Origin of the sequence: Lysobacter capsici (genome assembly GCF_014779555.2) — a bacterium.
GTDB classification, from domain to species: domain Bacteria; phylum Pseudomonadota; class Gammaproteobacteria; order Xanthomonadales; family Xanthomonadaceae; genus Lysobacter; species Lysobacter capsici.
The window spans coordinates 248,600-264,373 of sequence record NZ_CP094357.1 but is presented as its reverse complement, the minus strand read 5'-3'; the positions used below and the strand labels follow the sequence as shown (position 1 = coordinate 264,373).

The window sequence follows — 15,774 nt, the reverse complement described above, 5'->3', positions numbered from 1 at the left end:
GCATCGCCTTTTTGTTATCGCTGCATCGGAGTCACGACCATGACCTTTTCCGCCCTCGCCCCCGCCCTGCCCGCCGTCGCGCCGCTGATCGAAGTGCGGCATCTGCGCCAGCATTACCGCAAGGACGGCGCCGCGCCGCTGGTGGTGCTCGACGATGTCGACCTGACCCTGCATGCCGGCGAGATCGTCGGCCTGCTCGGCCGTTCGGGCTCGGGCAAATCCACCTTGCTGCGCGCGATCGCCGGCTTGATTCAACCCAGCGCGGGCGAGGTCGCGTTCTGCGGCACGCCGTTGAGCCGGGCGCCGGCCGACATCGCGATGGTGTTCCAGAGTTTCGCCCTGTTCCCGTGGCTGACGGTGTTGCAGAACGTCGAGCTCGGCCTGGAAGCGCGCGGCATCGCCGCCGCGCAACGGCGCGCCCGCGCGGTCGCGGCGATCGATCTGATCGGCCTGGACGGTTACGAAAGCGCATACCCGAAGGAACTGTCCGGCGGCATGCGCCAGCGCGTCGGCCTGGCGCGCGCGCTGGTGGTGCAGCCGCGCGTGCTGCTGATGGACGAGCCGTTCTCGGCGCTCGACGTGCTCACCGCCGAGACCCTGCGCACCGACCTGCTCGATCTGTGGTCGGAAGGACGCATGCCGATCGAAGCGATCCTGATGGTCACCCACAACATCGAGGAAGCGGTGTTGATGTGCGATCGCATCGCGATCTTCGGCTCCAATCCGGGCCGGGTGATCGACGAGATCCGGGTCGAGCTGCCGCGGCCGCGCGATCGGCTCGACCCGGCGTTCCGCGCCCAGGTCGACCGCATCTACGCGCGCATGACCGGTTCGCCCTCGGCGCGGGCGCCGCGCGAGAGCGGCGCGATGCGGCCGGGTCTGGCGATGCAATTGCCGCAGGTGTCGAGCAATCTGATGGCCGGCCTGATCGAAGCCGTCGCCGCCGCGCCGTACCGCGGCCGCGCCGATCTGCCGGCGTTGGCGGCGCAATGGCAGATGGAGGTCGACGAATTGTTTCCGATCGCCGAAAGCCTGCAGTTGCTCGGTCTGGCCACGCTCGACGACGGCGATCTGCATTTGAGCGAGGCCGGCCTGCGTTTCGCCGGCGACGACATCGATGCGCGCAAGCGCGAGTTCGCCCGCCAGCTCGCGGCCAAGGTGCCGCTGGCCGCGCATATCCGTCGCGTGCTCGATGAGCGCGCCTCGCATCAGGCGCCAGCGCAGCGTTTCCGCGACGAGCTCGAAGACCACATGTCGGCCGAATACGCCGCCGCGACCTTGCGCGCGGTGACCAGTTGGGCGCGCTACGCCGAGTACTTCGCCTACGACGAACAGGCCGATCGCTTCACCCTCGACAACCCGAGCTGATCTACGGCTTATCCGACCTGCCCAACCACCTTCGAAGGAGCCGCGGCATGCGCTTCATCCAGACCTTTCAGCTCTATCCCTTTCTCGACACGGTGATCAGCCTGCTCGCCGCGTTCGTGCTCGGCACCGCGATCGGCGCCGAGCGCCAGTACCGCCAGCGCACCGCCGGACTGCGCACCAATGCGCTGGTCGCGCTCGGCGCGGCGGCGTTCGTCGACCTGGGGATGCGCCTGGCCGGCAGCGCCGAGGCGGTGCGGGTGATTTCCTACGTGGTGTCCGGCATCGGCTTTCTCGGCGCCGGCGTGATCATGAAGGAAGGCATGAACGTGCGCGGGCTCAATACCGCGGCGACGTTATGGTGTTCGGCCGCGGTCGGCGCCTGCACCGGCGCGGACATGATCGCCGAGGGCGTGTTGCTGACCGGCTTCGTGATCGCCGGCAACACCTTGCTGCGGCCGTTGGTGAATGCGATCAATCGCATTCCGATCGATGCGCAGTTGTCGGAAGCGACCTACGAGGTGCGGCTGAGCGCCGACCCCGCGTCGCTGCCGGCCGCGCGCGAGTGGCTGGTCGAGCATCTGGAGGCGGCGAATTATCCGGTCGGCGATGTCGAGCTCGACGAGCACGGCGAGGGCGCGGTGGAGATCGTCGCGACCTTGGTCAGCACCGCGGTGGATGCGAAGGAACTCGATGCGGTGGTGGAGCGATTGCGGCGTATGCCGGGGGTTCGGCATGTGACTTGGGAATCGAGTACTCGCGATTGATTCGAGTACGCGGGATTGATTGGTGGGAATCGGGAATCGGGAATCGGGAATCGGGAATCGGGAATCGGGAATCGGGAATCGGGAATCGGGAATCGGGAATCGGGAATCGGGAATCGGTTAGAGCGTAGCGCTCCCTCCTTTCGATTACGCAAGTCATCCGAAGCAACGTACTTCCACGCCCCAACGTACCTCCCTACCGTCATTCCCGCGAAGGCGGGCTTTGCTTTACTTCGGCGTAGCCGAACATCCAGGGCCTTTCATGCGAGAACACTCGAAGTCACTGGATTTCCGCTTTCGCGGGAATGACGTTCTGGAGGGATGGCGCTGAAGCCTATGGATTCCCGCGTTCGCGGGAATGACGTTCTGGGGAGATGGCGCAGAAGTCTCTGGATCCCCGCCTTCGCGGCGATGACGAGCAGTAGGGAGAAATCCCCTAACCACTCTCCGCCGCACGCGCCAACAACAACTCGCGCTCGCGCGTATTGCGCGTCAGCCCTGCGGCGCGTTCGAACTCGATCCGCGCTTCCTCGCGGCGGCCGAGCTTGAACAGCAGGTCGCCGCGCACCGTCGGCAGCAGGTGATAGCTTTTCATCGACGGCTCGTCGAGCAAGGTATCGACCAACTCCAGGCCGGCCGCCGGGCCGAACGCCATCGACAATGCGACCGCGCGGTTGAGTTCGATCACCGGCGACGGCGTGCGCAGCGCGAGTTGCTGGTACAGCGCGGCGATGCGCGGCCATGGCGTGTCCTGCGCGGTCGCCGCGCGCGCATGGCAGGCGGCGATCGCGGCCTGCAGGGCGTAGGGGCCGTTGGAGCCGCTCAGCTGCACCGCGCGTTCCAGCGCGCTCAGACCGCGCTGGATCTGCATTCGGTCCCAGCGCGCGCGGTCCTGATCCAGCAGCAGAATCGGCTGTCCGTCCGGACCGGTGCGCGCCTTGGAGCGCGAGGCCTGGATTTCCATCAGCGCGACCAGGCCATGCACCTCGGCTTCCTTCGGCATCAGCCCGGCCAGGATGCGGCCGAGCCGCAGCGCGTCCTCGCACAGGCCCGGACGCATCCAGTCGTCGCCGGCGGTCGCCGAATAGCCTTCGTTGAAGATCAGGTAGATCACTTCCAGCACCGACGACAGCCGCTGCGCGAGTTCCTCGCCGCGCGGCACCTCGAACGGCACCTGGGCATCGGCCAGGGTGCGCTTGGCGCGCACGATGCGCTGGGCGATGGTCGGTTCGCTGGCCAGGAAGGCGCGCGCGATCTCGTCGGTGGTCAGGCCGCCGAGCAGGCGCAGGGTCAGCGCCAGCCGCGCCTCGGTCGACAGCACCGGATGGCAGGAGATGAACACCAATCGCAGCAGGTCGTCGCCGATGTCGTCGTCGAGCTTGTCGAAGAACGCGTCCTCGACTTCGTCCTGGCTGGCTTCGATCTCGCGCCCGATTTCCTCGTGCTTGCGGTCGAGCAGCTTCTTGCGCCGCAGCCGGTCGATCGCGCGGTTCTTGGCGGTCTGCATCAGCCAGGCGCCGGGGTTGTCCGGCACGCCGCTCTCGGGCCATTTTTCCAGCGCGACCACCAGCGCGTCCTGGGCGAGTTCCTCGGCCAGGCCGACATCGCGCACCATGCGGGTCAGGCCGGCGATCAGCTTGGCCGATTCGATCCGCCAGACCGCATCGATGGCTTTGTGCGTGGCGCTGGAAGAGTGGGGGTCCGTCACGACGACCGATCAGACCACCTCGGGCGCGGCGATGCAAGGGCGGGAAGCCTCGGCTCGCGCTCGGCCCGCAGCGCACGGCAACGATGCGGGCCATGGCCGCGACACGTCGACCGCATCGCGGCTGTCGATGGGCACGCGACGCTTGCGCCGCGATTCGATCCTTACCGAGGCGACAGCGCGCTATCGATTCGCGCGGTCGCGGCTTGCGGCCGGGAAATCCCGCGAAGCCGCGCCACCGTTTCGCGCCGGATCATTCCGGGCAGCCGACCCCGGCGCGAACGCAGTTGATCATCCACGGCACGCCGAAACGGTCGGTGACGATGCCGTAGCTCAAGGCCCAGAAGGTTTCCTGCAGCGGCATCTGCACGCTGCCGCCGTCGGCCAGCGCGGCGTAGATGCGCTCGGCGTCGGCCGGGTCGTTGAGCATCAGCGCGACATGCGCGCCGACGACGCCCTGGTAGGGGTGCGACGCGGTGGCGTCGGTGCCCATCAGCATGCAGCCGTCGAGTTCGTAACAGCCGTGCATGATCTTGTCGCGGTCGGCGGCATCGAATTCGCCGCCGTCGCAGCCGGCCTGATCGCCGAACGGCATCAGCGCGAGGATCTTGCCGCCGAGGGTCTTGAGGTAGAACTCGAAGGCCTGGCGGCAGTCGCCGTTGAAGGACAGATAGGTGACCAGTTGCATGACGGGCTCCAAAGGTGCGGATCGTTGAAAGGACATGGCGTTGAGGTGACGGTCGGTATGGCGGTGGGCACGGACGGGGCCGGCGCGGATGCGGCTCGCGGGCGAGCGGATCTAACGGCGTCGGTGCTGAAGCCTCCGCCGCGAAAGACTTTGTGGCGTTGGCGGCGATATGCGGACGACGAGCCGGTTCGGCGCGATCCGTTCAACCGGCTCGCGCGGCGACTTGCTCGCGCAGGCGTTGTTCGGCCGCGCGCAGGTCCGGGCTGAGCGCGTCGCCGAAATCGGCCGCGTCGAACACCTGGCGGATTTCGATCTGCGCCGGCGAGCCGTCCAGGCTCGGCACCCGCTTGACCCATTCGATCGCCTCGTCCAGCGAACGCGCCTGGATCAGCCAGAACCCGGCGATCAGTTCGTCGGTGTGGGCGAACGGCCCGTCCTCGACCCGGCGGCCGCGGCCGTCGAAATACACCCGCGCGCCCTTGGCGCTGGCCTGCAGGCCTTCGGCGGCGAGCAACACGCCGGCGCGGACCAGATCTTCGTTGTAGGCGCCCATCGCGTTCAGCAGCGCGGCCTCGGGCAGCACGCCGGCCTCGCTGCGGGCATCGGCCTTGACCAGCAACATGAATTTCATCGTCCTCGCTCCTCGTCGGCGAGCCGGCCCCGGGTCCCGGCGGGTCCCGGTCGGGCTGGCTTCATCAAGGCGACGAATGGGGCGGGCGGGAATCGACAGTCGGTTGAGGCCGGGAATCGGGAAAGGGGAATCGGGAGTCGTAAAGGCAGCCCGCGGCCTCGGGCCGGATCGGTGTGAGTAGTGGTCGGGGGCTTCGGTGGCCGCAAACACGAAGACCTGCTCCGCGGCGGGCGCGGAGCAGGTCTTCGGGGTTTCGCGACGACGACGGTCCGCCGCGATCGATGCGCCTTACTGGAAGTTGTACTTCACCCCGACCGTGAAATAGCGGCCGATCGCGCCGCTGGAATGCATCGGGTTGTAGTTGATCGCGCCGTAGGTCAGCGGGTCGAGCGGGGCGATCTTGTCGGTCAGGTTCTGGATCGAACCGAACACTTCCACCCCGTCCTTGGCCTTCCAGCGGCTGGACAGGTCGACGGTGGTGAACGAGGGAATGCGGCAACCGCCCGGCGCGGGGCTGCCGTCGGCGTAGCGGCTGGCGCACACGTCGCCTTCGGCGCGCACGTTCTTGAAGCTGGCGATGTAGTTGACCACGCCGCTCAGGCTCCAGTTGCCGAGCTCCCAGGTCGCGCCGAAATTGATCCGGTCCTTGGGCGTGCCGATGCAGTTGGTCACGTCGCAGTTGCCGTGGGTGCCGGCGAACTCCAGCGAACTGCCGTCGAGTTCCTCGCGTTCGAAGGTGGTGATGTGGCTCCACTGCAGATCCAGGTTGAGCTTGCCGGCCGAATCCAGATCGAAGCCCTGGCGCACGTCCAGGTCGATGCCGCGCACGGTGGTCGAGGCCGAGTTGACGTAGTTGGCGAGCGCGGCGAGCAAGGTGCCGGTGTTGGCCTGGCCGGGCAGGTTGTTGTCGCTGCGGATCACCTTGCCGGCGGCGATCGCGGCATCGGTGGTCTCGACGTTGATCTCGTTGGTGCGCTTGATCTGCCAGCCGTCGAGGGTGACTGTGGTGCTGGCGGTCGGTTCGAACACCAGGCCGACGGTGTAGCTCTTGGACTCCTCGGGCTTGAGGTCGGGATTGGGGCTGGTGATCACCGCGATCTGGATATCGCAATCGCGCACGCTGCCGCCCGGCGCGGGGTTGCCGCCCGGGCAACGCACCGGGTCGGCCGCGGCGGTGAAGCCGGCCAGCCCGCCCTTGCCCGACTCGGCCGGGTTCGGCGCGCGGAAGCCTTCGGCGTAAGTCGCGCGCAGCGACAACTGCTTCAACGGGCTCCACTTCACCCCGAACTTCGGCGTGGTCGCGCTGTCGCCGCCCTTGTAGCTGTCGTAGCGCACCGCGCCGGACAGCTCCAGGCTTTCGAGCACGGGCGCGACGATTTCGGCGTAACCGGCCGCGACTTCCTGGGTGCCTTCGTAAGCCGAATAACCCAGGCCGATGATGTCGCCCGCGTCGGTGTAGGTCTGCGGCTTGAGCTCGGCTTTCTGCCGCCGCCACTCGGCGCCGAACGCGACGCCGAGCGCGCCGCCCTTGAGGTCCATCAGCGAACGCGAGCCCTTGACGTCGAACAGGTCCAAGGTGGTCTTGCCGTCGGCGTGGATGGTCGGCGAGATGTAGTCGTACAGCGCCTGCGAATTGAGGTTCGCGTTCTGGCCCAGGCGCCAATAGCCGCCGGGGCCGGTGCCGTTGGTGAGCGCGTCGCGCACCGCGCTGTAGCGCAGGAAACCGTCGCGGGTGTTGGTCAGATCGCTTTGCGAATGCAGGTAGGCCACATCGACATCCCACGCGCCGGCGGTGCCCTTGACGCCGGCCAGGAAGCGGCTGAATTCGCTGTCGGTGCGGATCACCCGCGGGCCGACGTCGAACGCGGTGTAGCGCAGGTTCGCGGCCTGGCCGGGGAACGGATTGTCCGGATGATTCGGCCCCAGCACGACCGCGCCGTCGCCGGAATCGCCGTTGACCGGACCGCCCGGATAACCCCACGCGCCGGACGCGTCCGACGGCGTGTTGACGAAGGTGTTCTTCTTCTTCGAATAGCCCGCTTCCACATAGGCCTCGAAGTTGTCCGACAGCACGAAGGTGGCGCGGCCGAACAGGTTCACGTACTTCTCTTCCGGGGTCAGGCTGTTGAACTGGCCGGCCTGCCACAGGCAACCGCCGCCGGGATCGGTCTGCGGAATCGTCGAGAACTTTTCGCAACCCGGCAACGACACGTATTGGCCGCTGGCGGGGTTCTTGACGTTGCCGACCGGCGAACCGTCGGCGTCGGCGCCGAGGATGAAACCGTTCATGAAACGCTTGGTCTGGCTGTAGCCCCAGCGACGCGCGTCGCCGGTGCCGATCCATTTGCGATCGGCGCGGTCGGCGACCTGGATCTCGTCGGTCTGGCTGGCTTCGATGTTGAAGAAGACGTTGTAGCGGTCCTCGCTCAGATTGCCGAAGCCGAACGTCGCCGAGGCCTTGGCCTGCTGGCCGTCGCCTTCGCCCGATACGCCGTAGGAACTGCGCACGGTGACGCCGGTGAATTCCTTGCGCAGGATGATGTTGACCACGCCGGCGATGGCGTCGGAGCCGTAGATCGCCGAGGCGCCGTCCTTGAGCACTTCCACGCGTTCGACCGCGTCCATCGGAATCGTGCTCAGGTCGGTGAACACTTTCTGTCCATCGTCGGCCAGGCCGTAGGGCGCGGTGCGTCGGCCGTTCAACAGCACCAGGGTCGAGCCCGCGCCGAGGCCGCGCAGGGAAATGCCCGAACCGCCGCCGGCGAAACCCGTGCCGAAGGTTTTCGGAATCGTGCCGGCGCCGTCGGTGGTCAGCGTCTGCAGGTATTCGGCGATGCTGGCCTTGCCGGTGCGATCGATTTCCGCGCGCGTGACCACCTGCACCGGCGAGGCGGTTTCCATGTCGCCGCGGCTGATGTTGGAACCGGTGACTTCGACCCGATCCAAGGTGGTGGGTTGCGCCGCGTCCTGCGCATAAGCGGCGACGGGCGCGACGCCGACGATGGCGGCGGCGAACAGCGCGCGTGCGATGGCGTGGCTGAGGATGGCGTGCGACATGGTCGGCTCCCGTGGGTGGTCGTGCGAATGAACGACAAGGCGAACAAGGCTGGACAAGGTGGCTCGGGTTTTGTGTTTCTTACTTGGTGCTCGTACTTGGTATTTAGTGCTTGGTGTTTAGTGCTTGGTGTTTCTTACTTGGTGTTTCTTGCCCGGTGATCAGTGTTTGATGTCTGGTGCGTGGCGTTTTCGTGCTGCGCGCATTGGCCCATGTCTGATCGACATTGTCGGGACGCGCACGTGCAATCGGTTGTGCGTCGCGCTGACGGATTGATGCGCGCGATTGCGTAACCGGATATGCCGTCGTTGTTCAATCGCCGTACCCATGCTTGCGAAATCCCCTGAAAACACGGGCGTATCGGTCTTTCCGACCGCGTAGCGAGTACGCGATCGCGATCACGGTCGGCGTGGGAATCGACGTTAATACGTCCGGGCCGCCGCATACTTCGACGCAGTTCCGCTTACTCGCGGCGCGACTTTGCGCAATGTGTCGAGTGTTTGCGGCGCTGCGCAATGCATCGGTGCGTCAGGTGCGTCAGGTGCGTCAGGTGCGTCAGGTGCGATTGGATGCGATCACGTGTGCGGCGAGGATTCGGCTTCGCGCGCGGGTGTTCGATGGCGTGCGTGGGATGCTGGATGTTATGAGCAACTCGGCCCTCACCCCGACCCTCTCCCGCAAGCGGGAGAGGGAGAGTAAAGTGGCGGCGTCAATAGTCGGCTCAGAGCGAATGCTCCATGCGGCATCAAAGTTCGACACGGCATTGAGCCACGCTGAAACCGATGCTCCCTCTCTCGCTTGCGGGAGAGGGAGAGTGCAGCGGCGACGTCGATAGTCGGCACACAGTGAAGGCTCGACACCGCATCAAAGCTCGACACGGTATTGAGCCGCGCCGAAACCAACGCTCCCTCTCCCGCTTGCGGGAGAGGGTTGGGGTGAGGGCCGCCCCATGCATCGAAGAACCCCACACGCGCAATCCAAACCGGCAGTCCGCCAACACGCGTGCGCTGCAAAACCTCCCGATCCCCGCTCAGCCCGTTTCGCGCGCACCCCGCCCGCGCCGCTTGACCTCGCCCGATGCAGCAACGCAAGGCGCCACCGGCTCAGCCACGGTATGCCGGATCGCGCTCGCCAGCGGACTCGGCAATCCGCAACACGGCGCGCGCGCCGGCCGGGTCGACGACGCTTCGACGCGCTTGCCGTTGGCTTTGCGATCGGGCGCGCCGGTGTCGGCCATCGTCAGCCGTCGCTCCACGCTCGCGCCGACGCCCGCGCGCGATCGCGAACCTGCGCGCTTCGAACGCGCGCGCTAGTCGTCGTCACGCGCATGCGCCGCCTCGTGAGTGGTCTGCAACTGAGTCAGGTAATCGTCGAGCCGGTCCAGGCGCTGGTCCCAGAATTCGCGATAGCGGTCGAGCCAGCCGGACACTTCGCGCAGCCGCGCGGTCTCCAGCCGGCACGGCCGCCACTGCGCTTCGCGGCCGCGCGCGATCAGGCCGGCGCGCTCGAGCACCTTGATGTGTTTGGAGATCGCCGGAAGGCTCATGTCGAACGGCTCGGCCAGTTCGGTCACCCCGGCCGAGCCGTTGGCGAGCCGGGCCAGGATCGCGCGCCGGGTCGGATCGGCCAGGGCCGCGAATGTGGTGCTGAGCGGGTCGGCGGGCATATCAACTCAACCAGTAGGTTAAATAACACGGCTAGTTGAAGCCCGCTCGGCGCAGGGTGTCAAGCGTGCCGTGATGGCGCCGTCCAGGCTTGCGGCCTGTGCCAGGGCGCAATTTCGTTCAGCCTCTTCATGAACAGCGGCACTTTTCATCGGGCACCTCAGCGCGGTTCATCACATAATAAATGTGACGCTGTTCGCACTAAGAGGGAAGGGCTGACTCGGCTGCATGTCCCGTTAGTCGTCTGGCCAGGGCATGCCGGTACTCCGATGACGCTTGTGTATTTCAACGTGTTTTCCCAGGTATTTCCGTGCGCCGGGCGGTCTGTCGCCGCGGCCCCGGCGTGCGCGCATCCGAACGATTCACGCCGATGCGCATAGGCCTCGACTACCGCGCCGCGACCGCCGCGCCGCACACCGGCCCCGGCCGCCAGGTGCTGGCGCTGGAGCGCGCGCTGCGTCGCCGCGACGACGTCGAGACGGTGCTGTTCACCGAGGCGCCGCGCGATCATCCGCACCGCGCGATCGCGGTCAGCGCCGATCTGGGCGTGCCGTTGGACGCCGAGCCCGGCCTGCGCCGGCGTTGGCGCTACGAGGCCGGGTTTCTGCCCGCGGCCCTGCGCGAGGAGCGCGTCGACGTCTACATCGCCGCCGCCAACGGCGGCCTGCCGGTGTGGCGCAAACCCTCGAGCGTGCGCCAAGTGCTGTTGCTGCACGACCTGTTCCGGCTGACCCTGCGCCGCCCGCCCGCAACGCCGTGGCGGGCGCTGACCTCGCGGGTCGTCGACCAGGCCGCGATCGGCCATTCCATCGCCAGCGCCGACGCCATCTGGACGCCGTCGCGCTACACCACCGCCGAATGCGGCCGCCTGTACCCGGCGCACGCGCACAAGCTGTACGTGCTGCCCGACGCGGTCGCGCCGCTGCCGCCGCCAGCCGAGCGCAGCCAACTGGCGCTGCCGTTGCCGCCGCGCTACTGGCTGCTGGTCGGCACCCGCGAGCCGCGCAAGAACGCCGACCTGTTCCTGCGCGCGTGGCTGGACGCGCGCCGCCAGCATTACGACACCCCGGATCTGGTCGTGGTCGGCGCGCCGCGCGACGTCGCGCCCGAGCTGCAGCGGCTCAACGGCGTGCATTGGTTCGAGGCGATCGACGATGCCGGCCTGGCGCGGCTGTATGTCGACGCCGAACGGCTGTGGCAGCCGTCATACGCTGAAGGCTTCGGCCTGCCGGTGCTGGAGGCCCTGGCCGCCGGCACGCCGGTCGCGGTCGCCGAGGGCAGTGCGCTGGAGGAGGTCGCGCCGGGCGACATGCCGCGCTTCGATCCGCACGACCGTCACCTGCTGGCGCAGTTGATGATCCGGCTCAGCCGCGAATCGGTGGTCGGCAGCGCCGAACAGCGCCGCGCGTTCGCCCAGCGCTTCGCGCCCAATGCCTACGCGGCGCGGGTGGCCGCGCTGCTCGACGAATTGCTCAAGAAGTAAGCCGCGCGCGAACCGCGACGCGGCCGCCGCGCGCTGGCAGGCTGGTGCGCCCGCTCATTCGCCGGCTTACTCGTAGGGCGCGTGCTGCAGGCCCTGCGACAGCAGCATGCGGTTGATGTTGGACACCACGTGCCCGCGCTCGCTGCGCGGCGTCACCGTGAGCAGTCGTTCGACCAGACTGTCGACGCGCGGCCAGAACACCGTGTCGTCGCTCCAATGGCGTCGCCACAACGGCAATGCAGCGCTGAGCTGGCACAAATCGCCGTCGAGTTCGGCGCGGGTTCGATGCATGGTTCCACTCCCCTGGCAACGACGGGCTCAAGCCCGCCCATCGGTTCTTCTCCCCGGACGAGCCGGGTCGCTGGATGAACCGTCATCGCCGGGGGAAGCAACGACGGACCGTGTGGGACTGTGACGAACGCGGTCCCCACCGCGGGCGCCGTCCTCCCATGAAGCTGAACGCTAGAACACTCTCTGACTCGAACGCCGCCGAAAGGTTCTTGCCCCACCTTAAATCACCATGTTTTTGTCTAATAAGTGACATAGGTCACGCATTAGGTGCCATAAACCCGGCCATGGCGCTGGGGTGGTGATGCCCATCACGTTGCACTGCAGCACGCAGATCGCACTGTTCCGGTGTCTTTCGTTGACCTCGACCATGCTTGAGGTCGCAAGGTGGCCACATCGTTTCCACCGGCCCCGCCCATGACCGCCTTGCCCCTGCCCTCACGCTCGCCGGCCGTGCCGGTCGTCGTTTCCACCGACTGGATCGCGGTCGCCGCGGTGTTCGGCGCCGGCCTGATCGCGGCCTTGCAGGTCGGCAAGGTCGCCATCGCCCTGCCCGCGCTCAGCGCCGATCTGCGCCTGGACCTGCGCGCGGGCGGCTGGGTGATGGCGGTGTTCGGCATGCTCGGCCTGGTCGCCAGCGTGCCGGCCGGCGCGCTGGTGGCGCGGCTGGGCGATCGCGCGCTGCAGGTCGGCGGCTTGCTGGCGATGGCCGCCGGCAGCGCCCTGGGCAGCGTGGTCCACAGCCTGGCCGGGCTGCTGGCCAGCCGGGTGCTCGAAGGCGCGGGCTTCCTGCTGTTCGCGGTCGCCGGGGCAAGCGTGTTGCAACGGGTGTCGCGGCCGGCCGATCGCAACGTCGTGTTCGCGATCTGGAGCTGCTACCTGCCCGCCGGCATGGCGGTGGCGCTGGCCACCGGCGCGGCCCTGGATGGCTGGCGCGGCTTCTGGCTGATCAACGCCGCGTTGTGCGTGGCCGCCGCGCTGCTGCTGCGCACGGGCGTGCCGGCGCCGCAGGCCGCGACCGGCGCCACGCCGTGGCGGCGCATCGCCGGCGATGCGCTCGCGGTCGCCGGCGCGCGCGGACCGCTGCTGCTGGCGCTGGTGTTCGCGCTGTACTCGTTGCAGTTCTATGCGGTGCTGAGTTTCCTGCCGACCCTGCTGATGCAGCGCATGCAGGTCTCGGCGCTGGACGCGGGCCTGCTCAGCGCGGTCGCGGTCGGTGCCAACGTGATCGGCAACCTCAGCGCCGGCCTGCTGCTGCGTCGCGGGACGCCGGGCTGGCGCCTGATCGCGATCGCCAGCGCGGCGATGGGCCTGTCGGCGATCGGCGCGTTCGCGCTGGGGCTGCCGGCGCCGGCGGTGTTCGCGCTGTGCGTGCTGTTCTCCCTGGCCGGCGGCCTGTTGCCGGCCAGCGCGATCAACGGCGCGACCCAGCTCACCCCGCACCCGGCGCTGGCCGCGGTGGCGATGGGTCTGTTGATGCAGGGCAGCTACCTGGGCCAGGTGCTGGGCCCGTCGCTGTTCGGCAGCGTGGTCCAGGCCGCGGGCTGGCCGGCGGCCGCGATTCCGGTCGCGCTCGCCGCGTCGGGCGCGATCGCCCTGACCTGGGTGCTGCGCAGCAGCGCTGCGCAACCGGTGCGCGGCTGAGTGCCAGGCGCTGGCGACGGCTGCGGCCGTTCGCGCAGCCGCGGGAACGATGGCTCGATCGCGGCGCCGCCGCGTGCGCGCCGCAATCGCGAACAAGCGCATTACGGTGCGCGCCATTCACCTAGGGTCGGCCCGAGGATGCTGCGACGCGGTCGCGGCATTAACGTCGATGCACGCGCGGCCGCCGCGGCGCGAGCCCCTGCGTGGGAGTACGCCCATGTCCATCAACCTGCCGACGAGCCTGCCCTTACCCTTGCCCGGTAACAGACCGTCGTTTCCGGGCGGGCCGCAGGTGCCTGGCGCGCAGGGCCCAGGGGACCTGCCCGACATCACGCTGCCGGGTTTCGAAGGCGGCCCGCAGGACCCAGGCAAACCGCTCGATCCCAACGCGCCCAATCCGCAGCCCGGCAACCACAACAGCGCCGGCGACCCCGGCGCGGCCAACGGCGGCGGCCTGTTCAACAACGGCACGACCCCCGGCGCGAACGGCGACCTGCTGCGCGATCTGGCCAATCCCAACAGCCGCATGCTGCCCGGGCAATCCGCGCAGAACAGCAACGCCCCGTTCAACACCAGCCCGACCCAATACCCCGCGCCGACGCTGTCCGAACGCGCGCTCAACAACGCCGCGCAGTTCGCCAGCCTGGACCGGCCGACGAACTTCAACGCCGTGCCGGCGGCGATGGCGAACGCCTCGTCGGCCAGCGTGCAGGGCAACGCCCTGCCCAATGCCGCGGTGCTGCCCAACGGCGCCAGCAACGGCGCGCTCGCCAACGCGGCCGCATCCAACGCGACCGCCAGCAACGTCGCCGCGCCGTCGTTGACCCTGGTCGCCAACAACACGCCCAATGCGGTGCCGGCCGCGCCGATGGCCGCGGCCATGAACCAGGACGCGTTGATCGCGCAGCAGAACGTGCTCGCGCGCCTGGCCAATCCACAGCACGCCAACCCGCCCGGCGCCAGCGGCGCGACCGCCGCGCCGCCGCCGTCGGAAACCTCGGCGACGCTGCCGTCGATACAGACCAACACGCTCAACAACGACGCGCGCAATCAACCGCTCAACCTCAACGACCGCATCGCCCAGCAACGCGGCGACGGCCTGCCCAACAATCAGATCTACACCGGCGAAAGCATGCAGCGCCGTCCGCTGCGACGCGGCGGACGGGTCGACAACGCCAGCCTGACCCAGTGGCTGTCGGCCTTCGGCCGCGGCGGCGTGCATCGCCCCACGCACGAACACCAGCCGAGCCTGGAAGTGGTGCGGGCGCTGCAGTGGTTGTTCTGGGTGCTGACCGTAGCCGCCTATGTCTGCCTGGCGATGGCGGTGGTGCTGTTGCTGCCCGACGGCAGCCTGATCACCGAGCGCGCGAGTCCCGGCGGCAGCGGCGTGGCGCTGCTGCTCGGCGTGGCGGTGGCAGCCGGGGCGTGGTGGTTGGGTCGGCGACTCAATCGGCGTTGAGGTCGCGCCCGGAGCGCTTCGCGCGCGCGGCGTCTTTGTACCCCTCGCTTTCCGCTTCGACTGGTTTCGACATCGTCTTGATGCTTCGGCTCCGGGCGTCCTGTTGATGCTTTGGCTTTGGCTTTGGCTTAAGCGTGAAGCAGAGCCTACCCACCAGCGCTGCGAGGCCCCGAACTCGCGTTAGCAACAGCACACCCGAAGGGCGGCGTGCAGGATGCACGCCGTGCGCCACCGGGACATGGATGTCCCGTGTGGCGCATGCCTGCGGAAGCTCCGCGCTTGCGGGCACTTGATCCACAAAAAAGCATTTTTCTTTGGTTACCTTTCTTTTGTTGCTTTAGACAAAAGAAAGTGACCCGCCGCTTTAGCGGCGGAAGCCTTTGATCTGGCTTGCAGCTTTGAAAGCTTCAAAGCTTTGAAGCTCTAGAGCTTTGAAGCCAAAGGCAAGATCAACAGCTTTCGTCCGCAAGCGGCCGAGTTACTTTCTTTTGTCAAAAGCGACAAAAGAAAGGTAACCAAAGAAAAACGCTTTTTTGTGAATCAAGGGCCCGCAAGTACGGTGCTTACGCAGGCATGCGCCACACGGGACATCCTGTCCCGGTGGCGCACGGCGCACATCCATGTGCGCCGCCCTTCGGGTGTGCTGTTGTTCTCGCGAGTTCCGAGCTTCGCAGCGCTGGATGAACTGCGCCACTTCAGACCCGAGCTGAATCTATATGGCCTACCTGTAGGAGCGGCGCGAGCCGCGACCGCAGAAATTCGGCTATAGCGCAGGTTGCGATATTGTCGTCATGGCGCGAGTAGGCGCATCCATACACATCGCCCATCGGGTGTGCTTTTGCTGACGCGAGTTCCAAGCTTCGCAGCGCTGGATGAACTGCGCGGCTTCAAGCCCAAGCGAAAGCCACATGGCCTACCTGTAGGAGCGGCGCGAGCCGCGACCGCGGGAATTCGCCTACGGCGCAGGTTGCGATATTGCCGTCATGGCGCGGTCGCGGCTTGCGCCGCTCCTACAGGGGGCCATCGAA

The 15,774-nt window shown here is 67.7% G+C and carries 12 protein-coding genes; 5 read left to right on the top strand and 7 right to left on the bottom strand.

What is annotated here, in order from left to right:
• The first annotated feature begins 39 nt into the window (after positions 1 to 39).
• Positions 40 to 1,368 carry an ABC transporter ATP-binding protein gene (locus tag IEQ11_RS01110; RefSeq protein ID WP_191823132.1) on the top strand — a complete coding sequence of 443 codons (1,329 nt, stop codon included), beginning with the start codon at positions 40 to 42 and terminating at the stop codon, positions 1,366 to 1,368.
• Between the two features lie 47 nt (positions 1,369 to 1,415).
• Positions 1,416 to 2,132 carry an MgtC/SapB family protein gene (locus IEQ11_RS01105; protein WP_191823131.1) on the top strand — a complete coding sequence of 239 codons (717 nt, stop codon included), beginning with the start codon at positions 1,416 to 1,418 and terminating at the stop codon, positions 2,130 to 2,132.
• A gap of 433 nt (positions 2,133 to 2,565) precedes the next feature.
• On the opposite strand, the gene IEQ11_RS01100 is transcribed toward IEQ11_RS01105, so the two are convergent.
• From IEQ11_RS01100 to IEQ11_RS01075, 6 genes are all read right to left on the bottom strand, one after another.
• Positions 2,566 to 3,837, bottom strand: a complete 1,272-nt coding sequence (locus tag IEQ11_RS01100; RefSeq protein ID WP_057920392.1) for an RNA polymerase sigma factor — start codon at positions 3,835 to 3,837, stop codon at positions 2,566 to 2,568.
• 250 nt (positions 3,838 to 4,087) lie between these two features.
• Positions 4,088 to 4,522: a VOC family protein gene (locus IEQ11_RS01095; protein ID WP_036110806.1), complete on the bottom strand. Its 435-nt coding sequence runs from the start codon at positions 4,520 to 4,522 to the stop codon at positions 4,088 to 4,090.
• Between the two features lie 202 nt (positions 4,523 to 4,724).
• Positions 4,725 to 5,153, bottom strand: coding sequence for a YciI family protein (locus IEQ11_RS01090; RefSeq protein WP_096411674.1), 429 nt, complete (start codon positions 5,151 to 5,153; stop codon positions 4,725 to 4,727).
• A 288-nt stretch (positions 5,154 to 5,441) separates the two neighbouring features.
• The gene (locus tag IEQ11_RS01085; RefSeq protein WP_191823836.1) at positions 5,442 to 8,210 is read right to left on the bottom strand and encodes a TonB-dependent receptor; all 2,769 of its coding nucleotides are present in this window, start codon (positions 8,208 to 8,210) and stop codon (positions 5,442 to 5,444) included.
• A gap of 1,028 nt (positions 8,211 to 9,238) precedes the next feature.
• On the bottom strand, positions 9,239 to 9,445 hold the full coding sequence (locus IEQ11_RS01080) for a hypothetical protein (RefSeq protein ID WP_153019062.1): 207 nt from the start codon (positions 9,443 to 9,445) through the stop codon (positions 9,239 to 9,241).
• A 72-nt stretch (positions 9,446 to 9,517) separates the two neighbouring features.
• Positions 9,518 to 9,874: an ArsR/SmtB family transcription factor gene (locus IEQ11_RS01075; protein WP_036110794.1), complete on the bottom strand. Its 357-nt coding sequence runs from the start codon at positions 9,872 to 9,874 to the stop codon at positions 9,518 to 9,520.
• A gap of 368 nt (positions 9,875 to 10,242) precedes the next feature.
• Between IEQ11_RS01075 and IEQ11_RS01070 the strand changes: the two genes are divergently transcribed.
• Positions 10,243 to 11,355 carry a glycosyltransferase family 4 protein gene (locus IEQ11_RS01070; RefSeq protein ID WP_046658666.1) on the top strand — a complete coding sequence of 371 codons (1,113 nt, stop codon included), beginning with the start codon at positions 10,243 to 10,245 and terminating at the stop codon, positions 11,353 to 11,355.
• 66 nt (positions 11,356 to 11,421) lie between these two features.
• Here IEQ11_RS01070 and IEQ11_RS01065 read toward each other — a convergent pair whose 3' ends face one another.
• Entirely contained in the window at positions 11,422 to 11,646 is a 225-nt protein-coding gene (locus IEQ11_RS01065) for a hypothetical protein (protein ID WP_096411668.1), read from the bottom strand.
• A 414-nt stretch (positions 11,647 to 12,060) separates the two neighbouring features.
• On the opposite strand from IEQ11_RS01065, the gene IEQ11_RS01060 reads away from it, so the two are divergent.
• Both IEQ11_RS01060 and IEQ11_RS01055 read left to right on the top strand, forming a co-directional pair.
• The gene (locus tag IEQ11_RS01060; protein ID WP_191823835.1) at positions 12,061 to 13,287 is read left to right on the top strand and encodes an MFS transporter; all 1,227 of its coding nucleotides are present in this window, start codon (positions 12,061 to 12,063) and stop codon (positions 13,285 to 13,287) included.
• A gap of 217 nt (positions 13,288 to 13,504) precedes the next feature.
• Positions 13,505 to 14,746 carry a hypothetical protein gene (locus IEQ11_RS01055; protein ID WP_191823834.1) on the top strand — a complete coding sequence of 414 codons (1,242 nt, stop codon included), beginning with the start codon at positions 13,505 to 13,507 and terminating at the stop codon, positions 14,744 to 14,746.
• Positions 14,747 to 15,774: the final 1,028 nt, after the last annotated feature.